Raw genomic sequence first — 25,626 nt, 5'->3', positions numbered from 1 at the left:
TTCCTTGGCGATCAGTTGCGCAGCGGTTTGCCGGTGGTGAGCATGTGCTTCACCCGGTCCACGGTTTCCGGCGTCTCGAAGAGGGCAATGAAGGCCCGGCGTTCGAGGGCGATGATCTCGTCCTCGGTCGTCGGCTTCAACGGGTCGGCGTTCGGTCCGCCGCTCAAGACATCGATCAGCGCCGCGCCGACGACCTTGTCGTGGGCGGTGGCGCGGCCCGCGAGCGCTTCGCTCTCGACGATGTTGCGCATTGCCGAGGCGCCGGACGGACCGGACAGCGGTAATTGCGGCGGTTCCGGCGCGACGTAGCCGTCCACCAGCGACAGGGCTTTCTCTTTGGCGTCGGCCAGAAGGCGGTCACGGTTCATCGTGACACCATCGGTCGCCCTGAGGAAGCCGAGGCCGCGGGCCTCGAAGGCGCTGCCGGAGACCTGAGCCGGGGCGATGAGGTTGAAGGTGGCGATCGCGGGCGCGACCGGTCCCTTGGTGCCGCCGGCGAGCCCATATTGGCGGACCAGCATTTCCTTGCAGCCGCCCCAGCCCGGCACGACGCCGATGCGGGTTTCGACGAGGCCGATCGAGAGTTCGGCATGGGCCTGGATCGCGTCGCAATGGAGCAGGATCTCGCAGCCGCCGCCGAAGGCGAGCCCGGAGGGAGCGCCGACGACCGGGAAGGGCGCGTATTTGACAGCCATGAAGGTCCGGTGCCCCTTGTCGATGAACTTGCCGAGTGCTTCGGAACCGCCGGTCTCGACGGTTTCGAGGAAGACCCGGAGATCCGCGCCGGCGCTGTAGACGGGCGAATCCGAACCGATCACCAGTGCCTTGAAGCTCCTGCCGACCTCACCGAGCGCCGCATCGATCGCGTCGAGCAGGGCTTCGGAGAAGGTGTTCATCTTGGTGCGGAACTCGAGGCAGGCGACACCGTCGCCGAGATCCCAGAGCGCGGCGCAGCCATAGTCGACCACCGGCTTGCTCGAAAGCTTCACGTCGGCGATGGTGATGACGCCCTCGCCGCGCATGACCGGGCGAACGGCGCCATCGGGCAACAGGCAGCTCCGCCTGCCATCGACGACGCTGTAGAATCCGCCCTTTGCGGCGGCGAGCGCCAGATAGGCGGGAACAGTGAGACCGCGCGCCTCGAGCCGGTCCACCAGCCAGCCGGCGCCGAGGCGGTCGATCAGTTCGAACGGTCCCTGCTTCCAGCCATAGCCGGTGCGCATGGCGTCATCCACCGCGTCGGGGCGATCGGCGATTTCCGGAACGAGGGCGGCGGCATAGGCCAGCGATTTTTCCATGACGACGGAGGCGTAGCATCCGCCGGGGCCGGGATGTTCCATCAAGGCGCGCGCATCGCCCTTCGCGGCATCCAGGCTTTCGGAGGCGACCTTCTTCATCGGCCGGTAGTCGCCGGTCTTAAGGTCGGTGATGTCGCGGGTCTTGCGGTCGGCCGAAAGACGGACGAAACCGGCGCCGCTCTTTCGGCCGAGACGGTTTTCCGCGATCATTTTCGCGATCAGCGCCGGCTCGGCGTCATAGTCGTGGATCGCGTCGGTCTTCGGCAGGGCGTTCTGCAGGCTGCGCAGGATGGTCGGCATCAGGTCGATGCCGACGAGATCGAGCAGGCCGAAGATTCCGGTCGAGGGAATGCCGAAAGGCTTGCCGATGATGGCATCGGCTTCCTCGACGTCGAGGCCCATGGCGATCGCCTCGTTCTGGGCGACGACCATCCAGCAATTGCCGATGCGGTTGCCGATGAAGCCGGGCGTGTCCTTGCAGACGACGACCGTCTTGCCGAGGCCGCGATCGGCGAAGTCATGGATTTTCGCGGTCACGTCCGGCCGGGTCTTCGGGCCGGAGACAAGTTCCAGAAGCCGCATGATGCGCGGCGGATTGAAGAAGTGGGTGATGAGGAAATCGGCGGCGAAGCTTTCCGGCAGGCCGTCCGTCAACGCGGCGAGCGGGATGGTCGAGGTGTTGGAGGAGACGATCGAACCGGGTTTGCGCACCGCGTCGATCGCCTTGTAGAGGGCCTGCTTGATCTCCAGCCGTTCGGCGACGGCCTCGACGATCCAGTCGGCGTCGGCGAGCAGGCCCATATCGTCGCCGGTCGATCCGGTGGTGATGCGGCCGGCAAAGCTCTTGTCCATGAAGCCGTTCGCCTTCAGCTGGCGGGCGACGCCGCCGTCGGCGAATTTCTTTTCGATGTCGAGCAGCACGACCTCGATGCCGGCATTGGCGAGATGGGCGGCGATGCCGGAACCCATGACACCGGCGCCGATGACGCCGGCCTTGGTGATCTTCGTCATCTCACGCGGCCTCCACGACCATGGCGATGCCTTGACCGCCGCCGATGCATTGGGTGGCGAGGCCGTAGCGGCCACCATCACGTTTCAGCAGGGTGGATGCCTTGCCGACGAGGCGGGCGCCGGTGGCGCCGAGCGGATGGCCGAGCGCGATCGCGCCGCCGTCGCGGTTGAGGCTTTTGGGATCGATGTCGAGGTCGCGGCAGCAGGCGAGAACCTGCGAAGCGAAGGCCTCGTTCATCTCGATGACGTCGAGATCCGTGTTCCTGATACCGGCGCGAGAAAGCGCCTTGCGAGTCGCCTCGACCGGGCCGATGCCCATGATCTCGGGCGCGCAACCCGCGACCGCGTAGCCGGCGATCCGGGCGAGCGGCTTGAGGCCGTGCCTGTTGACGAAGGCCTCGGAGCAAATCAGCGTCGCCGAGGCACCGTCGGTCAACGGCGAGGAATTGCCGGCGGTGACCGAGCCACCGGCCTTGAAGGCGGTCTTGAGGCCGGCGAGCTTCGCCGCGTCGGTCTCGCGCGGGCAGCCATCGGCGGTCACGTCGCCGACCGGCGCGATCTCGGCCGCAAGCCTGCCGTCGGCGCGGGCGGCGAGCGCCTTCTTCTGGCTTTCCAGCGAATAGGCGTCCTGCTCCTCGCGCGAGAGCGAATAGCGGTCGGCGAGGTTTTCCGCCGTCAGGCCCATGTTGAGGAAGGCGAGGCGCTGCACGTCGCTCCAGCCGGGATTGGGCATGGGGTTGAAGCCCATCATCGGCACGCGGCTCATGTTCTCGACCCCGCCCGCCACGAAGACGTCGCCGGCGCCCATGGCAATCGCGCCGGCGGCCATCTGGATCGCCTGCATGGAAGAGCCGCACCAGCGGTTGACGGTGGAGCCGCCGACCGATTGCGGCAGGCCGGCGATCAGCGCCGCGCAGCGGGCGATGTTCAGGCCCTGCTCGCCCTCGGGGAAGGCGCAGCCGAGGTTCACATCCTCGATTTCCGCCGGATCGACGCCGGACCGGTCGACAAGCGCCTTGATGACGCCGGCGACGAGGTCGTCCGGCCGGGTGCCGGCGAGGGCGCCGCGATAGGCGGGTGTGAACGGGCTTCTGAGGTAATCGACGATATAGGCCGTGCTCATTCAGATCTTCCTTTTCATGACGGGGGCGTCACATGTTCGGATAGTTCGGTCCGCCGCCGCCTTCGGGCGGGACCCAGGTAATGTTCTGCGCGGGATCCTTGATGTCGCAGGTCTTGCAGTGAACGCAGTTCTGCGCGTTGATGACGAAGCGCGGTTCGGCGTGGTTTTCCGCGTCGTCGTGGACCACCTCGTAGACGCCGGCCGGACAGTAGAGCCGGGCGGGCTCGCCATAGAGCGGCAGGTTGCGGCCGATCGGGATCGACGGATCGGCGAGCCGCAAATGAACCGGCTGATCCTCGACGTGGTTCGTGTTCGACAGGAACACGGAGGACAGCCGGTCGAAGGTCAGGACGCCGTCCGGCTTGGGATAACGGATCGGGGTGACCTCCGAGATCGGTTTCAGGCTTTCGAAATCGGCCTTCCTGTGCCTGAGCGTGCCGAAGGGCGAGAGGCCGGTCAGCGTCTGCAGCCACATGTCGATGCCGCCCAGCGCGACGCCGAGGGCCGTGCCGAAGCGGGACCAGAGCGGCTTGACGTTGCGCACCGGCTTCAGGTCGCGGCCGATGACGGAGGCGCGCCAGCCGTTTTCGTAGTCGTCCAGCGCATCGGCAGCACGGCCGAATTTCAGCGCGGCGAAGGCCGCCTCCGCCGCCTGGATGCCGGAATGGATGGCGTTGTGGCTGCCCTTGATGCGCGGCACGTTCATGAAGCCGGCAGCGCAGCCGACCAGCGCGCCGCCCGGAAAGGCGAGCCTGGGCACCGACTGCCAGCCGCCCTCGGTCAGGGCGCGGGCGCCATAGGCGATGCGTTTGCCGCCCTCGAAGGTTTCGCGGATCAGGGGGTGGGTCTTGAAACGCTGGAATTCCTCGAAGGGAGAGAGCGTGGGGTTCTTGTAATCGAGATGCAGCACGAAGCCGACGGTCACGAGATTGTCTTCGAAGTGATAGAGGAAGGAGCCGCCGCCCGTCTTCAGGTCGAGCGGCCAGCCGAAGGAATGCTGGACGAGGCCGGGGCGGAACTTCTGCGGGTCGATCTGCCAGAGTTCCTTGATGCCGATGCCGAATTTCTGCGGCGAGCGGCCCTCCATCAGATCGAAGCGGGCCAGAAGCTGCTTGGTCAGGCTGCCGCGCGCGCCCTCGGCGAAGAGGGTGTATTTCGCCCGCAATTCCATGCCCGGCGTATGGTCGTCCTTGGCCTTGCCGTCGCGATCGATGCCCATGTCGCCGGTGGCGATGCCGGCGACCGCGCCGTTTTCGTCGTAGAGCACTTCGGTCGCGGCGAAGCCCGGATAGATCTCCACGCCAAGGGCTTCCGCATGCGCCGCCAGATAGCGGGCGACATTGCCGAGCGAGCCGATGAAATTGCCATGATTGCTCATCAGCGGCGGCATGAAGGCATTCGGAAGGCGGATATGGCCGGCCGGCCCGAGAAAATAGAAACGGTCGTCGGAAACCTCGGTCTTCAGCGGGCGTTCCGGATCCTTTCGCCATTCGGGCAGAAGCCGGTCGAGGCCGGAGGGATCGATGACCGCGCCAGAGAGGATATGCGCGCCGACCTCGGAGCCCTTCTCCACGACGACCACGGAGAGATCCGCGCCCTTTTCATCGGCGAGCTGTTTGAGGCGGATCGCGGCGGCAAGCCCGGCGGGTCCGGCACCGACGATGACGATGTCGAAATCCATCGATTCGCGCAGATTGTCGCTCACCCGGTCTCCTCCTCTTGACGCTGTCAATCCTGTATCAAACGATTGTTACAATTGGCAAGCTGAATCTTTACCGGCATGATGCCGGTGAGGTAAGGCTTGTGAAACGATGTCGGTCGGCGCTTCGCGCGGCCGGCCTACAAGTGAAACGGGAAGCGAGAACCAGAATGAAGGACGCGGGAGGTGGGGTCTCTACCCTGCGTGACAGTCTTGCCGCCGCAATGGTCGGCGGCGAGTTGAGCGAGCGGCATTGTGAAATCCTCGAGGCCGCCGCCGGCTTGTTCGCCGAAAGGGGCTATGCGGCGACCTCCGTGCGCGATATCGGCGAGAAGGTCGGCCTGCTGGGCGGTTCGCTCTATCACTACATCAAGTCCAAGGAAGCCTTGTTCGTTCGCATCCACGACATGGCGCTGCAGGTGGCCGGGGACCGGATAGCGACGGCCATGGCGGGCAAGACAGATCCGTGGGAGCGTCTCGAGGCGGCTTGCGTCACGATGCTGGAAATCCAGCTCGATCCGCACTCTCTGACCATGCCGTTGATGAATGATTTCGCTTCCGCGCCGCCGGAAATACGCGAGCGGCTGGTGGCGAAGCGCGATGCCTTCGAAGCGATATTCCGTGAGCTGATCCCGGGGTTGCCGCTCGACCCGGCGCTCGACCGCGGCGTCTACCGTCTGCTGCTGCTGACATTGCTCAACAATGTCAGCAGCTGGTACCGCCAGGGCGGCATGAGCCCGGAGGATATCGGCCGGCAGATCGTGAGGATCTTCCGCCACGATGTTAAGGAAAACGAGGGCGTAGAGCGAGTATCTCCGGCGAGATGAAACCCCGTCGCCGACAAGCTATCACGAGATGAGACAGAAATCCGGACCGCAAACAACAACGGTTTAAGAGACCATCAAGAGCATCCGCCGGGCGAGGTGCAAGCATCACTCGGTCGAGAACCAAAGCCCGGTGATCGTATTTTGGTAGATCCTGCTCCTCCTCGGTTCTCCGCAACTGCGACCGCGGTCAACGGATCTCGCTCTTGGCCTCCAGAAGCTCCTTCGACGGCATCGTAAACTTAACGGAATTTGGAGCTTGTTGGGCGATGCTGGGGCATGACAGACCGTGATCCCCTCTACCGACGCCATCGCTTTCCAGCCGAAATCATTGCCCACGCTGTGTGGCTCTATTTCCGCTTCCCACTGAGCTTGCGAATGGTCGAGGACATGCTGGCGGCCCGTGGCATCATCGTTTCACATCAGACGGTCCGACTATGGGCGGAGAAGTTCGGTCGCGCCTTCGCCAACGACATCCGCGGACGGGTGTCCGGCCGGTTCGGCGACAAATGGTATCTCGACGAGGTCGTCATTTCGATCCGTGGCAAAAAGCATTGGCTGTGGCGCGCCGTCAATCAGGATGGTTTCGTTCTCGATGTTCTGGTGCAAAGTCGCCGCAACGCCAAGGCGGCAACGCGCCTGATGCGCAAGCTGTTGAGGGGCCAGGGCCGGGCGCCACGGGTAATGATCACCGACAAGCTTCGATCCTATGACGCGGCAAGGCGAGAGATCATGCCGGGTGTGGAGCATCGTTCCCACAAAGGCCTGAACAATCGGGCGGAAAATTCCCATCAACCGATCCGACGACGAGAGCGGATCATGAAGCGGTTCAAATCGACCCGACATTTGCAGCGCTTCGTCTCTATCCACGATCCGATTGCAAACCTCTTTCATATTCCCCGTCACGACATCTCCTCCGGCCATCATCGCGAATTGCACGCCGCTGCAATGGACCAATGGGCAAAAATCGCTCGACTATAACCTGCCGCAGATACCCTGCATCCCAGCTCGCCTCGCAACGGTTAAGTTTACGATGCAATCACATGCCCTGATAGGTCCGTTGTGACGCAACCCATGATGTGGAGATATCGCAGCAGCGAGCGAAGCCGCTCCGCGACAGACTTCAGCGAGCCGCGCGTCAGTTTCGGCGCGCGCAGATCCATGTAACGGTCTATGTCAACGATGCTCAGACCCGCCAAGCCGCCGCTTCCGCAATCGATCTGCCAGGCAAGAAAGTTCCGGGCTTCCCACATCAGCGCTGCGACGCTGGAGCGAGCCAACCCGCGTTCCTCACGCAGCCAGATTTCGTATTCGTCGCAAACTGCAAATCGGGCCACATCGGCCGCGCAGATAGGCTCGATTGCTGGCGGCCATTGACCGTGAGCAAGTCGCAACAACGCATGAATCCCGGAACGCGGAACCTTGTACCAGCGTGCGCTGGGACGTCGACCACGCTCCTTTTCGAACTTTACGATCGCGTGCCGCAGGTATTGCTCTACCTGCACGTCGATCACGTCTGCGACCGGGACGCCCCGCAGTACCAGATAATCGAGAAATCCAGATGCGTAGGTGCAGTAATTCCTCACCACGACCGGGCTGTATCCCTGACTGAGAAGCGAGGAATTGAGTGCGGAAATAAGTTCGTGATGGTTATCGAGCATTGGCGGGTCCTCTGTTGGTCAATTGACCCGCAGAGGTTCGGCACCAAATAATGCAAAGCAAGCCCATCCGAAAACGGCGAAAATCCGCCGATCAGGCCGCGTTCCTCCGCATTATGGAGACCTCGTGATTAGTCCGCTTATGGCGAGGTGACCATAATTTGACAAATGGCTTCACATATTGAGGACTCACGATCTTCACGTTGTGGCCCAACTCTTCAAATTGGCGGGCCCAGCAAAATGCTCCTGTGCAGGCTTCGATCGCGACGGTGCAGGGCTCAATCCCGGCCAGCACCGAAAGTAGTTGGTCGCGCATGACCCGCCGTTTGAAAATCGCATTGCCCTTGCGATCAACGCCATGCAGCTGGAAGACATTCTTCGCCAGATCAATACCAAGTACATCGATGGTCATCATTCCTCTCCTTCGACTGCCGGTTGCACAACGATGCTCCGGGGTGGGAGAGCCGTCCATCCCATTAGCTGGCGCAAGGAATATGGCGGTCTGAAGACCGATCAGGCGCGGCGGATGAAGGATCTGGAGAAGGAGAACCAGCGGCTGCGCCGCGCGATCTCCGACCTGACGCTGGACAAGCTGATATTGCAGGAGGCGGCACGGGGAAACTTCTGAGCCCCGCGCGGCGGCGGCGCTGCATCGATCATATACGACGGGATCTGCCCGTCCGGGTATCCGAGCGACGGATATGCCGGGTTCTGGGGCAGCATCGATCGACACAGCGTAAAGTGCCGCGCGGGGCGGATGACGAACAGGCGCTGACGGAGGACATTATCGCTTTGGCGAAGCAATATGGTCGTTACGGCTATCGCCGGGTGACGGCGTTGCTGTGCCATGCGGGATGGACGGTGAACCATAAACGGGTCGAGCGGATATGGCGGCGCGAAGGGCTCAAAGTGCCGCAGCGCCAGCCAAAGCGCGGGCGTCTGTGGCTCAACGACGGATCATGCATCCGCCTGCGGCCTGAGTATCCGGGGCATGTGTGGGCCTACGACTTCGTCGAGGGTCGCACGCATGATGGCCGCAAGTTCCGCATCCTGACCATCATCGACGAGGCCAGCAGGGAGTGCTTAGCGCTCATCGTTGCACGGCAACTCAAGCATGAGGATGTTCTGGCGGCTCTGGCTGACCTGTTCATCTCGCGTGGCCCGCCAGCGCATATACGGTCCGATAACGTCCTATGTAGGGAAGCAGCAGCGGGCAAAGGCCAGCAGGTCTCGTTGCGCCGAGTGTAATCGGCGCTGATGATTTTTATGATCCAGATGGCTTCCATCGTCAAGGAATGCGCTCTCGGCCATAGCAAACACAGGATCCAGCAGCCGCGTGGGTCGTGGTCCTCACCGTCCTTAAAATGAGATACGGATGCCAGATGGAAGGCCCGAACATTATCTACAGGGTCGCGGTAGCGCCCTCACGGCTGCACAGAGAGGGGTCCTTCCATCTGGTGTCCGCCCGTTCGACGAACGGACGGTACTCGGTTCCCGTCTTGATGACGGCATGCGCAACGCGCGCCATTTTGGCGGTGAGCGCGGTCATCGCCTTGCGACGGCGATCGGGGTCGTTGGGATACCCGGCGACATAGCGCCCCAGCTTATCGCGGAAGCTGTTGTCGCGCTGGCGGATCGCGACCTGCGTCGCCATCCAGAATGTACGCCGCAACCGGGCATTGCCATACTTTGACAGCTTGGTCCGACCGCGGAACATACCGGACTGACAGGTAGCGAGGTCGAGGCCACAGAACTTGAGAAACTGGCGATGATGGCTGAAGCGGCGCAGATCACCGGCCTCGGCAAGGATCGTCAGGGCATTGATCGGTCCGATGCCTGGGATCATCCGCAGAAGCTGATAATCGCGGTTCGCGGCCAGCGCGTCATGGGCGATCCGCTCAATCTCATTGCGTTGTTGGATCAGGGTACGAGCCTGAGCGACGACCATGCGGAACATCGTGATCGCAGTGGAATCCTCGTCAATCGGCAGCGCGATCGATGCAGAGGCGGTCTCATAGATATCGTTGACTACCCGGGCCTTGGAGACCTTGCGACCGATCAACGGCCAGGCCTGTTCAGTGAAGGCTTCGCGGCCGATCGAGATGATGCTCCCCGGCGTCGGGAAACGTTCGATCAGCGCCAGGAACCAGTCAGACCGGCTGTTGCCGGCGAAACGCTCGATCTCCGGGAAATACAGCGGCAGGTAGTGGGTCAGGATCCTATGCCAGGCCTGGGTCTTCGCCTTTGATATGGCTTCATGCGTCTTCGACATCTCCTGCAGATCGTTGATACCGGCTGCCAGCGGATCGACATAGCGCTGGGTCGCACCGATCCTCAACATATGCAGGATCACTTGCGCGTCCTTGGAATCGTTCTTGTCCCAGCCATTGTGCAGCGCTTCGCGCGTCCGGGCCAAGGCGACCGACGAGATCAGGCGCAACTCAAACCCGGCGGACAGCAATCGATGCGCCAGCGTGCGGTGATAGTTGCCAGTCGCTTCGAAACCGACAATCACGGGCTTGCCAATGATCGTCAGATCGTCGGCCAGGCGATCATAATCCGCCTTCGTCGCCATCACTGTCATGCGGCGCCGGCGGCCGCCCTCCGGTCGTTCAAGCTGTCAATCGGCGTCCAAAAAGGACCCCCTATCGGCGTGCAAAAGGGACCCCCTTCGTCGAGCTGCGTGACAGGTATGGCGGGCGTGCCGTTCGCGCTGGTTGCGGCGTAGGGCGGGCGTAGCTCGACCGGAGGCGCAACCAGCGCGAAGCGTCTTCTGCCGGTAGTCCCTTGCGTCAGCTGCGGTGTTTGAAGCGCCAGCTGTCGTTGCCGGTCTCGACGATGTCGCAATGGTGGGTAATGCGATCGAGCAGCGCGGTGGTCATCTTCGGGTCACCAAAGACGGTTGGCCACTCGCCAAAGGCGAGGTTCGTCGTGACGATGACCGAGGTGCGCTCGTAGAGCTTGCTCACCAGATGGAAGAGCAGCTGACCGCCTGAGCGGGCGAAGGGCAGATAGCCGAGCTCGTCCAGCACCACGACATCGAGGCGGGAGAGCTGTTTTGCGAGCGCGCCGGCTTTGCCGAGGCGGTTCTCCTCCTCGAGCCGGTTCACGAGGTCGACCGTGTTGAAGTAGTGCCCGCGGGCACCGGCCCGCACGACGTTGGCGGTGATGGCGCTGGCCAGGTGTGTCTTGCCGGTGCCCGTACCGCCGACCAGCACGACGTTGCGCTGGCTCGCCAGGAACGAGCCGCTGTGCAGCGAGCGTACGAGCCCCTCGTTGATGGGGGTGCCGTCGAAGACGAAGCCGTCGAGATCCTTCACCGCCGGCAACCTGACGGCCGACATCCGGTATCGGACCGACGCTGCATGGCGGTGGGTTGCCTCGGCACGCAGCAGGTCGGTCAGGATCTCCATCGTCGTGCGCTTGCGCTGTAGTCCGGTGGTCACCGCCTCGTCGAAGGCACTGGCCATGCCCTTCAGGCCGAGACCCGCCATGGCCGTCATCATCTCATGCCGCTGCATGGAGGCCTCGCAGGCTGTCGTAGCGCGTGCAGTCGGCAAGAGGCGGATGACGCAGCGCCAGGTCCTCGGCCGTGACGATGGCCAACGGTCGAGGCGGTTCTCGCCTGCGGGCCAGTATGTTGAGGATGACATCGTCGCTGGTGACGCCGGCCAGCAACGCCTCGCGTACAGCCGCCTCGACGAGGTTCAGCTCGTCGTCGAGCACCGCCGCCAGCACCCGCACGAACCGCCGGTCAGCATCATCGCCAGCGCCTAGCTTGCGCCGGAGCCGCGACAGCGCAGGTGGCAACTCCCAGTTTTGGAATGGTGCACCGTTGCGCAAGGCGCCGGGCTTGGTGACCAGCACCGGCAGATAGTGCCACGGGTCGTAGATGGTCCGGTCGCGTCCGAAAAACCGGGGATGGTCGGCAACGACCTCGCCGTCGCAGCGCACGACGATGCGGTCGGCATAGGCACGGACCTGGACCGCGCGCCGCACCGCCTTGGCCATGACCGAGTAGCGGTTGCGGTCAAAGTTTATCAGGCACGTGCCGCTCACCGCGTGTTCGCTCTCGTAGAACCCGTCGAAGGGCGCGACGACGGGCTGAAGCACGCTGCGCTCCGCAGCCCAGGCCTGAGCGACCGTCAGTTCCTTCTGCTCGGGATGCTGGTGCGTGTCCGCCCAACGGCGACACTCCGCCTCCAGCCAACCGTTCAGCTCCTCAATGCTGGCAAAGCGCAGGCGTGGTTGGAAGAACCGGCCACGTGCCGTCTGCACCTGGTTCTCGACCTGACCCTTCTCCCAACCGGCTGCCGGCGAACATGCCGTCGGTTCGACCATGTAGTGGTTGGCCATGACCAGGAACCGCCGGTTGAAGACCCGCTCCTTGCCGGTGAACACGCTCGTCACCGCGGTCTTCATGTTGTCGTAGATGCCGCGCGTTGGCACGCCCCCGAAAAAGGCGAACGCCCGCGCATGCGCGTCGAACAGCATCTCCTGCGTCTCGCGGGGATAGGCTCGCACGTATATCACTCGCGACGCGCACAGCCGCACATGCGCGACCTTCACGCGCATCGGCTTGCCCGCGATCTCGACGTCCTCATGGCTCCAGTCGAACTGATAGGCCTCGCCCGGCCGGAACAGCAGCGGGATGAACGCCGGCGCATCCATCACGTCGCGACGCCGCGCCTGCCGCCAGCGGGCCGCATAGCGACGCACCGCATCATACGAGCCGTCAAACCCCTCGCGCAGCAGCAGGTCGTGGATACGCGTGATGCGCAGCTTCTCGCGCCGCGGCCGTGCCTCGTCTTCCTTCAACAGCGCATCCAGTCGCACCTGGAATGGTCCGATCTTCGGCAGCGGCTGAACCTCGCGTCGGTAGCCCATGTCCGCCTCCGGCGACCGGATCGCCTTGCGCACCACCCCACGTGACAGATGCAGGTCGCGCATTATCGCCTTGATGGCTTTCCCCGCCGCGTGCTCGCGCCGGATCCTCAACACCGTCTCCAATACCAACATCCCGATCTCGCCGCCTGACACCTGCCAAGCGAACAGCCTAGACCACCGGGATGAGGGGTCCTTTTTCGACGCCGATCACCCCGCTACCGGGGTCCTTTTTCCACGCCGATCCACAGTTCAAGCAGAACTTCCTGGCGGTGCTTGGACATATCGATGGCTACCAGCACGGCGTCGGCGGGAGTAGAACTGCGCTTGGTCATGATCGGTCAGTCTCCAAAGGGTTGAGTCGACAACTTCACTTTAGAGACCTGCTGACCGGTCATGGCCGCCTTGATGAAGTCTGCGGGCGCTACGCGCCCTTGCCTCCATCAAGGCAATCCGGCCTTCAACAGGCCGCTTCCCAATGTGCTATGGCAGCGAATTTATCGCGACCGCTGTCCAGAAATGGTTGGGGCAAATCGGCGTGAAGACGCTCTACATCGCGCCGGGATCACCATGGGAGAATGGCTATAACGAAAGCTTCAACGGGTCGCTTCGCGACGAACTGCTCAACGGCGAGATTTTCTACAGCCTCGCCGAGGCCAGGGTGCTGATCGAAGCCTGGCGGCGGCATTACAACACCGTCCGCCCGCACAGCAGCCTTGGATACCGACCACCGGCCCCGGAAACGGCGACACCGCTATATCCGGCCTCCGGTTCCGCTTCGCTCCACCTCCGTCCGGATATGGCGGCGATGGGCTTAATCCACTAACAAACCAACCGGCCCACTCGCTGGGGGCAGATCAGTCTTCTCGTCGCCAATCGGCGAACAAACGAAATCCTGGCGTTCGACAAAGACTGGAACCGAAGTGTCGCCGTCTCAGGTCTGCGCACCCCCGTCGGTGCCGTTCATAGGCCAGATGGTGGATTCATTGTGTCGAATATCGGTGGCGGTATCACGATCCTGCGCGGAGATGGCAGACGCATCGAAACCGGCGAAGCCCTTCGCACGCCCGGTCCGGGCATCGCACAAACGCCGGAGGGGCGCGTCTTCGTCGTCGATTACGGGGGGACATCCATACACGAAGTCTTTGATGACGGCCGGACCGTTCTCCTCGCTGACGGCCTATCCAGTCCTGTTGGACTTACTGTATCCCCGATGGGCAATCTCTATTCGGCGGATTGGGGGAACGGTGCCGTTTACCGCATTCCGCTCGCATGACAGCAACCTGAGCCACGCTTATTGCGCAGGCGTTTCGAGCGCCACTCGGCTTTCTCGCACCAGCTCGACAAGAAACTCGCTGACCACGCGAACCCGGCGCGACTGCGCCAGATCGGAATGGACGGCGAGCCATATCTCTTGGTCGATGCCGATGTCGGCTTGCAGGCAAACGAGATCGTTCTGCCGCCCAAGGAAATGCGGCAACACGGCCAGGCCGACACCTGCGATTGCCGCCGATAGCTGCGCCGAGAGGGTGGTGGTCGCCACAACCGGCGGATGCCCACGTAGAGCACGCTCGATCCATTGTGCGGCGGGAAGATGGGCATAGGTCTCGCACCATGTAATGAAGCGGTCGGTCTCAAGCCTCGCCGCTTCATCTCTCTGCCCGGCATAGGTCCGCGAAGCATAGAGGCCGAAACCAAGCGTGCCGAGGCGCCGGATCGTGACATTGCCCCGTTGGGGCTTGATCAATCGAACAGCGAGATCGGCATCACGCCGATGCAAATTGACCGTCTGAACATCGGTGACAATTTCAAGCGTGAGGTCGGGATACTGGTCGGTCAGCTTCGGCATGGCCGGGATGATGACATGGTTTGCCAGCGTCTCGGCCGTAGCCAGACGGACGCGCCCTGCGATTTCAGCCTGCACGGCCGATCCTTCGGCGAAAGCGTCAGCCGCCTGCTCCAGCGCCTCGGCACGCTCCAGCAACGCCGCGCCATCATCGGTCAGCCGGTAGCCATTCTGGTGACGGCTGAAGAGCGTCAGGTTGAGAGCGACTTCCAACCGTTCGATCTGGCGCGAGACGGTGGCGAGACCGACCCCGAGGTGTGCCGCCGCACCGCTCAGCGATCCGTTGCGCGCAATGGCGAGGAATACGCGCGCATCGTCCCATCGCAGGCGGTTTGCGTCATGCTTTCCGATTTCGGAAATCTGATTACGACTATTGGCGGCTTTTCCCATCAAAAAAGAAAACCATCTTTAGCCTGCACAAACAAGGAGCAAAGCAATGCAACAAAGAATGCTCGGGCCTGATCTTTCGGTATCCGCCATCGGTCTGGGCTGCATGGGAATGAGTGAGTTCTACGGTCCACGCGACGACGCGGAATCTTTGACGGTCCTGCGTCGTGCCGTCGATCTGGGCGTCAACTTCCTCGATACCGCCGACACCTATGGCCCGCACCACAATGAGGAGCTGATCGGCCGTTTCCTTGCCGACAGCCACGCGGATGTGAAGATTGCCACCAAGTTCGGCATCGTTCGCAAACCCGGCGAATACACACGCACCATCGACAACAGCACAGATTATATGCGCCGCGCCTGCGAAGCCTCGCTCAAACGGCTCGGTGTCGAGCGAATTGATCTCTACTATGTTCACCGCATCAATCGCGAACGTCCAATCGAGGAGACGATGGAGGGTTTGGCCGCGCTGAAACGCGAGGGCAAGATTGGCCATATCGGGCTTTGCGAGGTCAGCGCCGAGACGTTGCGCCGTGCCCATGTCGTTCATCCTGTAACGGCCGTGCAGACAGAATACTCGCTCTGGACGCGCGACGTGGAAACCGAGATCCTGCCGACCTGCCGCGAATTGGGCATTGGTTTCGTCGCCTATTCTCCGCTTGGGCGCGGGTTTCTCACCGGCCGATTTCAGGCCGGATCGCAGTTCGAAGACGGCGATTTCCGGGCCAGCTTGCCGCGTTTTGCATCGGAGAATGCCGAGACCAACGGTGCGCTGGTCGAACTCGTGCGCGGCATTGCAGCCGAACAAGGCTGCACCCCGGCGCAGGTGGCGTTGGCATGGCTGCTGGCCAAGGGCGACGACATCGTGCCGATCCCCGGCACCAAGCGGGTCAAGTATCTCGAAGAAAACGTCGCCGCCACCGCCGTCACTCTCAGCGAGACAGCACGCTCCATTCTTGAAAAGGCATTGTCCAGCCTGCCTGTTTCCGGAGAGCGCTACACCGCCGAAGGCATGAAGGGCGTCAACGCATGAACCCCTCCGAACAGAAGACTATCGTGCGCATGATCGGCATCGGTGGCGTTGAGAACCTTGAAGTCGCGCAGCTTCCATCGGAGCAACCTGTCTCCGGCATGGTTCGCGTCCGCCACCTCGCTATTGGGGTAAATTTTATCGACATCTATCACCGGACTGGTCTTTACCCGCTCTCTCTACCTGCCATTCTCGGTGTTGAGGGTGCCGGTGTAGTCGAAGCCCTTGGCGATGACGTTTCCGGCTTTTCTATCGGGGATCGTGTAGCCTATGCGGGTGCGCCGGCCGGTGCCTATACAACGGCGCGGTCTTTGCCGGTTTCGCGGCTCATCAAGCTACCGGATGGAATTGAGTTTCGCAGCGCGGCCGCGTCGATGCTCAAAGGGCTGACGGCCCATATGCTGTTGACGCGCACCTACGCGGTTAAACCGGGAACGACCTTGCTAATCCACGGGGCCGCGGGCGGCCTGGGTTCGATTCTCGTGCGTTGGGGGAAGCACCTCGGAGCGACCGTTATCGGCACGGCGGGATCGGCCACAAAGGCCGACATCGCGCGAGGCTATGGTGCGGATCACGTTATCGTCGGACGTGATGCCGATCTGGTATCGGAGGTCGGATCGCTTACCCACGGCATCGGCGTGGACTATACTATCGACGGCATCGGCGGTGATACGCTGCTCAAAAGCTTGGCCTGCACCCGGCGCTTCGGCACGGTCGCAAGCATTGGTCAGGCGGCCGGGCCTATTCCGTTGCTCGCTGTCGAGGAAATCGGCCCCATCCGTTCGCTATCGCTCGCCCGGCCGAGTGTGATGGCATATGCCGCCGATCTACCGTCCTATCACCAGGCGGCCGAAGCCTTGCTCGACGTGATGCAGAAGGGCGTCTCCGCAGAAATTGGCCGCGAGTATCCATTGAGCGATGCGGCGCAAGCCCAATCGGATCTGGAGGCTGGCCGCACAACCGGAAGCCTCTTGCTGATTCCGTAGGGCAACGGAATGCGCAGGAGGCGGGGCAATAGTCATGGTGCAGAAGGGGTGATCGCGATTCCCGGCGGTCGCATCCCGATGATCGCTCTGGTCCAGACGCTCGCTGTCGCGGAATATCTCAGCTTCCATCGCGCCGCTCTGGCGCTCGGCACCAGTCAGTCGAGCGTCAGCACACGGATCAAAGCGCTGGAGGAAGACCTGGGCATCACCCTCTTCGACCGCAATACGCGCGGCGTCCGCCTTACCGAAGCCGGACGCCGCTTCGTCGATCAGGTTCATGATGCCATGGGCATTCTGGACAGGGCAATTCAGACGGCCGGAATGCAGTCACGGGGCGAGGATGGCGAGATTCGGATCGGCGTTCATGCCATCACGCCGGGCTGTTTCCTTAACCGCCTGTTGGAAAGCTTCCAGACCGAGCATCCGGGTGTCCGCCCCAGTATTACCGAAGGCACGGCACGCGACACCCAGCTCATGGTTCGCGAAGGCCAACTGGATGCCGCTTTCATGGCCGGAAACTACGAAATCCCCGACCTCAATTGTCGCGTGATCTGGCATGACCGCCTGATGGTGGCGCTGCCAGCACGACACGCATTGGCTGCGCAGCAGAATCTCGAATGGCGGCAGCTCGCAGAGGAAACCTTCCTCGTTCGCCATAATGGCACCGGCCCGCAGGTGCATGATCTGATCGTTGCCCGTTCGGCAGGAAAACGGCTGACACCAGCAATCCAGCGCGTTGATGTCGAGCGCAGCACGCTGATGTCGATGATTGCCGCAGGGCATGGCATTTCGCTTTTCGTCAAGGAAAGCACCGCTGCCGCTATGGCAAATGTCGTTTTTCTGCCGATCCTTGACGAGCCTGAAACCATCCCGTTCTCGGCGGTCTGGTCGCCGCGAAATCGCGATCCCCTGCTGTCGAACCTTCTCGCCCTGGCGACGAAAATGGGCCGCTCGCATCCAAAATCCGATTCGCGATAGATCGGGACGCACAGTGCTGAAATAGTGCCGCTCTCACCCGTCCTATTTGCCGCCGATCGTATCCCGTAGCCCTACGTCCGAACCTTTGCTGTTGCCTCTCGCGGAAACACCTATTCTCTGATCGGCTCCGTCTCTCTTGCCGATTGGAGCCTGTATGCGTGGAGGCCGAATACTCTGGGGGCAGATTGCCGTCGTCTTCATCATTGTTCTGGTGATGACCTGGGCGGCGACGCAATGGGTGGCGTTCCGGCTCGGCTTCCAGCCCCAACTCGGAAGCCCCTGGTTCGATCTGGCCGGTTGGCCGTTCTACCATCCGCCCGCCTTCTTCTGGTGGTGGTTCTCCTTTGACGCCTATGCGCCCACGATCTTCATGGAGGGCGCGGCCATCGCCACGTCCGGCGGTATCCTCGCCATTGCCGCCGCCATCCTCATGTCGATCATCCGGGCGCGGGAGGCCCGCAATGTCGCCACCTACGGTTCGGCTCGATGGGCGGAAGATAGGGAAATCCGTGCGGCCGGCTTGCTCGGCCCCGATGGCGTCCTGCTCGGCCGTTATACCCACGACTATCTGCGCCATGACGGTCCCGAGCATGTCCTTTGCTTTGCACCGACCCGCAGCGGCAAGGGCGTCGGCCTCGTGGTGCCTACGCTGCTGACCTGGCCGGGAAGCTGCATCGTTCACGACATCAAGGGCGAGAACTGGACCCTGACAGCCGGCTTCCGCGCGAAGCACGGGCGCGTCCTGCTGTTCGATCCGACCAATACCAGATCATCCGCCTATAACCCGTTGCTGGAGGTGCGGCAGGGCGAATGGGAAGTCCGCGACGTGCAGAATATCGCGGATATTCTGGTCGATCCCGAAGGCAGCCTCGACAAGCGTAACCATTGGGAAAAGACCAGTCACAGCCTGCTTGTCGGCGCGATCCTGCACGTTCTCTATGCCGAGCAGGACAAGACCCTGTCGGGCGTCGCCAACTTCTTGTCCGATCCCCGCCGTCCGGTCGAAGCGACCTTGCGCGCGATGATGGACACGACGCATTTGGGCGAAGCCGGCGTTCATCCTGTCATCGCCTCGTCGGCGCGCGAACTGCTGAACAAGAGCGAGAACGAACGATCGGGCGTGCTGTCCACCGCCATGTCGTTCCTCGGCCTCTACCGCGATCCGGTCGTGGCGCGCGTCACGGACCGCTGCGACTGGCGCATTGCCGATCTGGTCGGCAGCCGGAAGCCGGTGACGCTCTATTTCGTCGTTCCGCCGTCCGACATCAACCGGACGAAACCGCTGATCCGCCTGATCCTCAACCAGATCGGCCGCAGGCTGACCGAGGAGCTGACGCTATCCGGCAAGCGGCATCGCCTGCTCATGATGCTGGACGAGTTTCCGGCATTGGGCAGGCTCGATTTCTTTGAATCGGCATTGGCCTTCATGGCTGGCTACGGCCTCAAGTCCTTCCTGATCGCCCAATCGCTCAACCAGATCGAGCGCGCCTATGGGCCGAACAACAGCATTCTCGACAACTGCCATGTGCGCGTCGCCTTCGCCACGAACGACGAGCGCACCGCCAAGCGCGTGTCGGACTCGCTCGGCACAGCAACCGAGATGCGCGACTCCACCAACTATGCCGGCCATCGCCTCGCGCCCTGGCTCGGGCATCTGATGGTATCGCGGCAGGAGACGGCGCGGCCGCTAATGACTCCCGGCGAGATCATGCAACTCCCGCCCGCCGACGAAATCGTGATGGTCGCGGGAACGCCACCGATCCGGGCGAAGAAGGCCCGCTATTTCGAGGACGTGCGATTGCAGGAGCGCATCCTGCCGCCGCCCGAGTTGCCATCCGCACCAGCGGCGAAGCCGGCAACGGACGACTGGACGAGCCGCGTCATCGTCTCGGCGGACAGGCCAGCTTCGACCGCTGCCCGTGACGCCGAGGGCGATCCCGACAATGCCGGCATCCGCCGCGAGCCGGAATTGCCCGAGCATGAGGAGATCATCCCGCCGCCACCAATGCCCGCCCAGGAGTTCGACATTCTGGACGACGAGCCGGACGTGGACGCGGCCAAGGCCCGCGCGCTGCGCTCGCGGATGCGAATGATCGCCCGGCAAGCGTCGATGAACCCCGATGACGGCATAGAGCTTTGAGAGGCCGCCCATGACAGCCCGCACCCGCATGAATGTCTATTTCGACCCGGAACTGCTCAAACAGGTCGAGGCGCTATCGCTGCGCCGGCAGGTCTCGAAGTCCGCTATCGTCGAGGCGGCGGTCGCATCCTTCCTGTCGGGCGACACATCGGATCGGCTGGAAGCGGCCATGTCGCGCCGCCTCGACAAGATCGGCCGGCAGATCGGCACGCTGGACGAAGATCTCGCCGTGCTCGGCGAGACCCTCTCCTTGTTCGTTCACTTCTGGCTGACGATGACCCCGCCATTGCCGGATAGCGCCAAACAGTCCGCACGGATCAAGGGCAACGAGCGGTTCGAGGGCTTCATGCAGAATCTCGGCCGCAGGCTAGCGACCGGCGATAGGTTCCTGAAAGAGTTGTCGCGCGACATGGATTCGCTTCATGACAGTCTAACGGAAGGTGAGCCCGAGGCTGATGACGACCACGCTTAGATTTTCAACCCATCCTATTTGCCGCCGATGGCCGCCGATCACCGCTTTCGCTTAGATAGTTGTTGAAGCAGCCCAATTTCGGGCTTTCTTAATCGACCCGATGCGGGGACCGTCTGTCGCGCCCCGCGAGAAATCGGGGCCGACATGACTGCACATCATCAGAAACCGGAGGCGATAGCGCGTGGCGCGCGGATGCTGCGCACGGCGCTCGGCGCGTCCATCGCCCGGTTTCTCGAAGACCCCGCCGTCATCGAGGTGATGCTGAACCCGGACGGTCGCATCTGGATCGACCGGCTGTCCGAAGGTTTGGCCGATACCGGCGAGATGCTGTCCGCCGCCGATGGCGAGCGTATCGTCCGGTTGGTCGCGCACCATGTCGGCGCGGAGGTCCACGCCCGATCCCCGCGCGTGTCGGCGGAACTACCCGAAACCGGCGAGCGGTTTGAAGGCTTGTTGCCGCCGGTCGTCGCCGCACCCGCCTTCGCCATCCGCAAGCCCGCCGTCGCGGTGTTCACGCTCGACGATTACGTGGTGGCGGGCATCATGTCCGCCGATCAGGCCGCGACGTTACGCGCGGCAGTTTCCTCCCGCGCAAACATCCTCGTCGCGGGCGGCACCAGCACCGGCAAGACCACGCTGACCAATGCGCTGCTCGCGGAGGTGGCGAAGACGCAGGATCGCGTCGTCATCATCGAGGACACGCGCGAACTGCAATGCGCCGCGCCCAACCTCGTCGCCATGCGGACCAAGGACGGCGTGGCGACGCTTTCCGATCTGGTGCGCTCCTCGCTGCGCCTGCGCCCCGACCGCATCCCCATCGGCGAGGTGCGCGGCTCCGAAGCTCTCGACCTTCTGAAAGCATGGGGCACGGGGCACCCCGGCGGCATCGGCACCATCCATGCCGGCACGGGCATCGGTGCGCTGCGCCGCCTCGAACAGCTCATTCAAGAGGCTGTTGTCACCGTCCCGCGCGCGCTGATCGCCGAGACTATCGACCTTGTTGCCGTCCTTTCCGGGCGCGGTTCCGCGCGCCGGCTGGCCGAACTCGCCCGCGTCGAGGGGCTGGGACCGGACGGCGACTACCGCATCACGCATCCCATCACTTCGGCAACCAACCCAAAAGGAGACTCTTCATGATCCGCACGCTTTCGCGCGGCTGCCGCACCATGGCGACCGCAGCCGCCACCGTTTCCATCAGCCTGATGCTCGCCCCGGCGGCCCATGCTTCCGGCTCGTCGATGCCGTGGGAGGCTCCGCTTCAGAGCATCCTTCAGTCGATCGAGGGGCCGGTCGCCAAGATCATCGCCGTGATCGTCATCATCGCGACGGGCCTCGCGCTGGCTTTTGGGGATACGTCGGGCGGTTTCCGCCGCCTGATCCAGATCGTGTTCGGCCTGTCCATCGCCTTTGCCGCCAGCTCGTTCTTCCTGTCGTTCTTCTCGTTCGGCGGCGGGGCGCTCGTCTGATGGCGGGCGGCCTCGAACAACTCGACGCGGTGCCGGGATTTTCCGTCCCGGTCCACAGGGCGCTGACCGAGCATATCCTGCTCGGCGGCGCTCCGCGCTCCATCGCCATCCTGAACGGAACGCTGGCCGGGGCCGTGGGTCTCGGCCTGCGTCTCTGGCTGGTCGGACTCGCCATCTGGGTCGTCGGCCACTTCGCCGCCGTGTGGATGGCCAAGCGCGACCCGCTTTTTGTCGAGGTGGGCCGCAGGCATCTGCGCATCCCCGGTCATCTGTCGGTCTGACGGAGGCGCACATGATGAATCTCGCCGAATACCGCCGCACATCCAGCCGCCTCGCGGATTTCCTGCCCTGGGCCGCACTTGTCGGCTCCGGCGTCGTGCTGAACAAGGATGGAAGTTTCCAGAGGACGGCGAAGTTCCGCGGTCCCGATCTGGATTCCGCCGTCGCTGCCGAGCTGGTCGCGGTCGCAGGACGCATCAACAACGCCGTCCGCCGTCTCGGGTCGGGCTGGAGCCTTTTCGTGGAGGCACAGCGCAGCGAAGCCGCGACCTATCCCGACAGTCAATTTCCCGAAGCCGCATCCGCGCTGCTCGACGCCGAGCGCAAGGCCGGTTTCGAGGAAGCCGGGACGCATTTCGTGTCCGGCTATTTCCTGACCTTCCTCTGGCTGCCTCCCGCCGAGGACGCCGCCCGCACTGAGGCCTGGCTCTACGAGGGCCGCGAGCAATCCGGAGTGGACCCATGGGAATTGCTGCGCGGCTTCATCGACCGCACCGACCGCGTTCTGGCGTTGCTCGATGGCTTCATGCCGGAATGCCGCTGGCTCGATGACGCCGGCACGCTGACCTATCTCCATTCGACCATCTCGACCAACCGGCATCGTGTGCGCGTGCCCGAGGTGCCGATGCACCTCGATGCGCTGCTCGCTGATCAGCCGCTGACCGGCGGCCTGGAGCCGCGCCTTGGCGACCAGCATCTGCGCGTCCTGACCATCATCGGCTTTCCGACCGCGACGACGCCCGGCCTGCTCGACGAGATGAACCGGCTGCCGTTCCCGTATCGCTGGAGCACGCGAGCGATCCTGCTCGACAAGACCGATGCAACCCGGCTGCTGACTCGCATCCGCCGTCAGTGGTTCGCCAAGCGCAAGAGCATCGCGGCGATTCTGAAAGAGGTGATGACCAACGAGCAATCCGCGCTCGTGGACACCGACGCTGCGAACAAGGCGCTCGACGCCGACATGGCCTTGCAGGAGCTGGGCGCGGACATGGCGGGGATCGCCTATGTCACGGCCACCATCACCGTCTGGGATGCCGATCCGCGCATTGCCGACGAGAAGCTCCGCCTCGCGGAAAAGATCATTCAGGGCCGCGACTTCACCGCGATGCCTGAAACCGTCAACGCCGTCGATGCCTGGCTCGGTTCGATCCCCGGACATGCCTATGCGAATGTCCGCCAGCCGCCCATATCGACGCTCAACCTCGCCCATATGATCCCGCTTTCGGCGGTGTGGGCGGGGCCGGAACGGGATGAGCATTTCAGCGCGCCCCCGCTGTTCTTCGGCAAGACCGAAGGCTCGACCCCGTTCCGGTTTTCCCTTCATGTCGGCGATGTCGGCCACACCCTCGTCGTCGGCCCGACCGGCGCGGGCAAGTCCGTGCTGCTGGCGCTCATGGCCTTGCAGTTCCGTCGCTATGAGCAAGCGCAGGTATTCGCCTTCGACTTCGGTGGCAGCATCCGGGTCGCATCGCTCGCCATGGGGGGCGACTGGCACGACCTTGGCGGTGGCCTGACGGAAGGGGACGAGGCGTCCGTCTCGCTCCAGCCGCTCGCCCGGATCGACGATACCTATGAACGCGCCTGGGCCGCCGACTGGATCGCCGCCATTCTCGGTCGTGAAGGTGTCCCGATCACACCCGAAACCAAGGAATATATCTGGACGGCGCTGACATCGCTTAGCACCGCTCCGGTCGGCGAGCGCACCATCACCGGCTTCACGGTCCTCCTTCAATCCAACGATCTGAAACAGGCATTGCGCCCTTACTGCATCGGCGGCGCTTACGGACGGTTGCTCGACGCAGAAGCCGAGCATCTCGGTTCGGCTTCGGTGCAGGCGTTCGAGATCGAGGGGCTGGTCGGGACCGGCGCGGCCCCGGCCGTGCTCGCCTATCTGTTCCATCGCATCGGCGACCGGCTCGATGGACGGCCGACCCTGCTCATCATCGACGAGGGCTGGCTGGCGTTGGACGATGAAGGCTTCGCCAGCCAGCTCCGCGAATGGCTGAAGACGCTACGCAAGAAAAACGCTTCCGTCATCTTCGCTACGCAGTCGCTATCGGACATCGATGGCAGCAACATCGCGCCCGCCATTATCGAAAGCTGCCCGACGCGGCTGCTTCTCCCGAACGAACGCGCCATCGAACCGCAGATCACGGCCATCTATCGGCGCTTCGGCCTCAATGACCGGCAGATCGAAATCCTCGCGCGGGCCACGCCCAAGCGGGACTACTACTGCCAGAGCCGCAGGGGCAATCGCCTGTTCGAGCTTGGCCTGTCCGAAGTCGGCCTCGCGCTCTGCACCGCGTCCGCGAAATCCGACCACAAACGCATCGCCGGACTGATCGCCGAGCATGGCCGCGAAGGCTTCCTCGCCGCCTGGTTGCGCCTGCGCGGCGTCGATTGGGCGGCCGACCTGATCCCCGACCTCACCAATCTCATCCTACAGACCGAGAAGGAGTCCCAACCATGACCATTCGCCGTTCCCGCTCGCGCGCCATTTTCATGGCTGCGACCATGCTTGCCGCACCGCTCGCGCTGTCGCCCATCCTCACAAGCCCGGCCCATGCGCAATGGACGGTCTTCGATCCGTCCAACTATGCGCAGAATGTGCTGACAGCCGCGCGCACGCTTCAGCAGATCAACAACCAGATCACCTCGCTTCAGAACGAAGCGACCATGCTCATCAATCAGGCGAAGAATCTGGCGAGCCTGCCATATTCATCGCTTCAGCAGCTCCAGCAGAACGTCCAGCGCACGCAGCAGCTTTTGAGCCAGGCGCAGAACATCGCGTTCGACGTGCAGAACATCGACCAGGCGTTTCAGCAGAAATACGGCAGCATCTCCCTGTCCGCCACCGATACGCAGCTCGTCACCGATGCCCGCTCGCGCTGGCAGAACACCGTGGGCAGCTTGCAGGACGCCATGCGCGTGCAGGCCGGCGTCGTCGGCAACATAGACACCAACCGCACGCAGATGTCCGAACTGGTCGGCCAGAGCCAGGGCGCGACCGGCGCGCTGCAAGCCACGCAGGCCGGCAATCAGCTTCTCGCCCTGCAATCGCAGCAGCTTTCCGACCTGATCGCGCTGATGTCTGCCAATGGCCGGTCGGAAGCACTGATCGAGGCAGAGCGCGCCACCGCCGCCGAACAGGGCCGCGTCCAGCGTGAACGCTTCCTGACGCCGGGATCGGGCTACCAACCCGGCAACGCGCAAATGTTCGGCAACGGCAACAACTGACCTGACAGGAGGGGCGCGACATGGACGGCAAGATGCTGGCCCGGCTGGGCGCGATCATATTCGTCGCCATCGCCATCACCGCCACGGTGATCGAGATGACCCGGCAGGACGAGCCGCCGCGCGGCAGGCCCGCGCCGGAACTACAGCGTCCCACCGATCCGCTGCGCCAGAGCCTGCGCGATTGCCAGCGGCTTGGCGAGGCGGCCGCGAGCGATCCCGACTGCCTTGCCGCCTGGGCCGAGAACCGTGATCGGTTTCTCGGCCGGACGCCGGTGCCCGCCACCCCGCATCAGAACGGGGGACAGTGA

Annotated in this window: 22 protein-coding genes and 3 pseudogenes; 16 read left to right on the top strand and 9 right to left on the bottom strand. The window is 63.4% G+C overall.

All coding sequences use genetic code 11. The features are described from left to right. Positions 1-11: 11 nt before the first annotated feature. From NX02_RS11330 to NX02_RS11320, 3 genes are read right to left on the bottom strand one after another with little or no spacing between them, the layout of a single operon-like run. Positions 12-2,309, bottom strand: coding sequence for a 3-hydroxyacyl-CoA dehydrogenase/enoyl-CoA hydratase family protein (locus NX02_RS11330; protein ID WP_025292311.1), 2,298 nt, complete (start codon positions 2,307-2,309; stop codon positions 12-14). Between the two features lies 1 nt (position 2,310). Beyond that, positions 2,311-3,432, bottom strand: coding sequence for a thiolase family protein (locus tag NX02_RS11325; protein WP_025292310.1), 1,122 nt, complete (start codon positions 3,430-3,432; stop codon positions 2,311-2,313). Between the two features lie 28 nt (positions 3,433-3,460). After that, positions 3,461-5,113, bottom strand: coding sequence for an electron transfer flavoprotein-ubiquinone oxidoreductase (locus NX02_RS11320; protein WP_047100005.1), 1,653 nt, complete (start codon positions 5,111-5,113; stop codon positions 3,461-3,463). A 188-nt stretch (positions 5,114-5,301) separates the two neighbouring features. Between NX02_RS11320 and NX02_RS11315 the strand changes: the two genes are divergently transcribed. Continuing rightward, on the top strand, positions 5,302-5,958 hold the full coding sequence (locus NX02_RS11315; protein ID WP_047099777.1) for a TetR-type transcription factor C-terminal domain-containing protein: 657 nt from the start codon (positions 5,302-5,304) through the stop codon (positions 5,956-5,958). 276 nt (positions 5,959-6,234) lie between these two features. Then, on the top strand, positions 6,235-6,936 hold the full coding sequence (locus tag NX02_RS11310; protein WP_025292307.1) for an IS6 family transposase: 702 nt from the start codon (positions 6,235-6,237) through the stop codon (positions 6,934-6,936). A gap of 47 nt (positions 6,937-6,983) precedes the next feature. Here the strand turns inward: NX02_RS11310 and NX02_RS11305 are convergent, their stop codons facing one another. Continuing rightward, positions 6,984-7,616: a hypothetical protein gene (locus NX02_RS11305; protein ID WP_025292306.1), complete on the bottom strand. Its 633-nt coding sequence runs from the start codon at positions 7,614-7,616 to the stop codon at positions 6,984-6,986. Positions 7,617-7,707: 91 nt separating this feature from the next. Further along, complete coding sequence (locus NX02_RS31490; RefSeq protein ID WP_228222508.1) at positions 7,708-8,028, bottom strand: hypothetical protein; 321 nt, start codon at positions 8,026-8,028, stop codon at positions 7,708-7,710. Between the two features lie 66 nt (positions 8,029-8,094). Between NX02_RS31490 and NX02_RS11295 the strand changes: the two are divergent. Beyond that, positions 8,095-8,801 (top strand): annotated as a pseudogene (locus NX02_RS11295) (IS3-like element ISSpma1 family transposase); the annotation flags it as partial. 210 nt (positions 8,802-9,011) lie between these two features. Here the strand turns inward: NX02_RS11295 and NX02_RS11290 are convergent. The 3 genes and pseudogenes from NX02_RS11290 to istA all read right to left on the bottom strand — a co-directional run. Next, positions 9,012-10,230: pseudogene (locus NX02_RS11290) on the bottom strand (IS110 family RNA-guided transposase); the annotation flags it as partial. A gap of 175 nt (positions 10,231-10,405) precedes the next feature. Further along, positions 10,406-11,134, bottom strand: a complete 729-nt coding sequence (gene istB / locus NX02_RS11285) for an IS21-like element helper ATPase IstB (RefSeq protein WP_025291103.1) — start codon at positions 11,132-11,134, stop codon at positions 10,406-10,408. Further along, complete coding sequence (gene istA, locus NX02_RS11280; RefSeq protein WP_025291104.1) at positions 11,121-12,632, bottom strand: IS21 family transposase; 1,512 nt, start codon at positions 12,630-12,632, stop codon at positions 11,121-11,123. Before istA ends, istB begins: the two co-directional genes overlap by 14 nt. 352 nt (positions 12,633-12,984) lie before the next feature. On the opposite strand from istA, the pseudogene NX02_RS11275 reads away from it, so the two are divergent. Then, positions 12,985-13,323: pseudogene (locus NX02_RS11275) on the top strand (integrase core domain-containing protein); the annotation flags it as partial. Between the two features lie 162 nt (positions 13,324-13,485). Next, complete coding sequence (locus NX02_RS32370; protein WP_141402019.1) at positions 13,486-13,773, top strand: NHL repeat-containing protein; 288 nt, start codon at positions 13,486-13,488, stop codon at positions 13,771-13,773. A gap of 18 nt (positions 13,774-13,791) precedes the next feature. Here the strand turns inward: NX02_RS32370 and NX02_RS11270 are convergent, their stop codons facing one another. Beyond that, positions 13,792-14,733 carry a LysR family transcriptional regulator gene (locus NX02_RS11270; RefSeq protein ID WP_025292303.1) on the bottom strand — a complete coding sequence of 314 codons (942 nt, stop codon included), beginning with the start codon at positions 14,731-14,733 and terminating at the stop codon, positions 13,792-13,794. Between the two features lie 46 nt (positions 14,734-14,779). Between NX02_RS11270 and NX02_RS11265 the strand changes: the two genes are divergently transcribed. The 11 genes from NX02_RS11265 to trbK-alt all read left to right on the top strand — a co-directional run bounded on the left by NX02_RS11265 (position 14,780) and on the right by trbK-alt (position 25,626). Further along, entirely contained in the window at positions 14,780-15,763 is a 984-nt protein-coding gene (locus NX02_RS11265) for an aldo/keto reductase (protein ID WP_025292302.1), read from the top strand. Then, a complete protein-coding gene (locus NX02_RS11260) occupies positions 15,760-16,746 on the top strand; it encodes a quinone oxidoreductase family protein (RefSeq protein WP_025292301.1) in 987 nt (328 codons plus the stop codon). The genes NX02_RS11265 and NX02_RS11260 overlap by 4 nt, the downstream gene beginning before the upstream one ends. A 48-nt stretch (positions 16,747-16,794) precedes the next feature. Continuing rightward, positions 16,795-17,724, top strand: a complete 930-nt coding sequence (locus NX02_RS11255; protein ID WP_245648831.1) for a LysR family transcriptional regulator — start codon at positions 16,795-16,797, stop codon at positions 17,722-17,724. A gap of 154 nt (positions 17,725-17,878) precedes the next feature. Beyond that, a complete protein-coding gene (locus tag NX02_RS11250; RefSeq protein ID WP_025292299.1) occupies positions 17,879-19,864 on the top strand; it encodes a conjugal transfer protein TraG in 1,986 nt (661 codons plus the stop codon). A gap of 10 nt (positions 19,865-19,874) precedes the next feature. Further along, complete coding sequence (locus NX02_RS11245; protein ID WP_025292298.1) at positions 19,875-20,336, top strand: ribbon-helix-helix domain-containing protein; 462 nt, start codon at positions 19,875-19,877, stop codon at positions 20,334-20,336. Between the two features lie 144 nt (positions 20,337-20,480). After that, complete coding sequence (gene trbB / locus NX02_RS11240; RefSeq protein WP_025292297.1) at positions 20,481-21,473, top strand: P-type conjugative transfer ATPase TrbB; 993 nt, start codon at positions 20,481-20,483, stop codon at positions 21,471-21,473. Further along, entirely contained in the window at positions 21,470-21,802 is a 333-nt protein-coding gene (locus NX02_RS11235) for a TrbC/VirB2 family type IV secretion system protein (protein ID WP_025292296.1), read from the top strand. The genes trbB and NX02_RS11235 overlap by 4 nt, the downstream gene beginning before the upstream one ends. After that, positions 21,802-22,083 (top strand): VirB3 family type IV secretion system protein, encoded by a 282-nt coding sequence (locus tag NX02_RS11230; RefSeq protein ID WP_025292295.1) that lies wholly within the window; start codon positions 21,802-21,804, stop codon positions 22,081-22,083. The genes NX02_RS11235 and NX02_RS11230 overlap by 1 nt, the downstream gene beginning before the upstream one ends. Positions 22,084-22,094: 11 nt before the next feature. Next, positions 22,095-24,551 carry a conjugal transfer protein TrbE gene (gene trbE, locus NX02_RS11225; protein ID WP_025292294.1) on the top strand — a complete coding sequence of 819 codons (2,457 nt, stop codon included), beginning with the start codon at positions 22,095-22,097 and terminating at the stop codon, positions 24,549-24,551. Beyond that, positions 24,548-25,318 carry a P-type conjugative transfer protein TrbJ gene (gene trbJ / locus NX02_RS11220; RefSeq protein ID WP_025292293.1) on the top strand — a complete coding sequence of 257 codons (771 nt, stop codon included), beginning with the start codon at positions 24,548-24,550 and terminating at the stop codon, positions 25,316-25,318. The genes trbE and trbJ overlap by 4 nt, the downstream gene beginning before the upstream one ends. Before the next feature lie 20 nt (positions 25,319-25,338). Then, entirely contained in the window at positions 25,339-25,626 is a 288-nt protein-coding gene (gene trbK-alt / locus NX02_RS11215) for a putative entry exclusion protein TrbK-alt (protein ID WP_025292292.1), read from the top strand.

Origin of the sequence: Sphingomonas sanxanigenens DSM 19645 = NX02, from assembly GCF_000512205.2 — a bacterium.
GTDB classification, from domain to species: Bacteria; Pseudomonadota; Alphaproteobacteria; order Sphingomonadales; family Sphingomonadaceae; genus Sphingomonas_D; species Sphingomonas_D sanxanigenens.
Note: the sequence above shows the minus strand (reverse complement) of the source record. Positions and strands in the feature narration are given on the sequence as shown.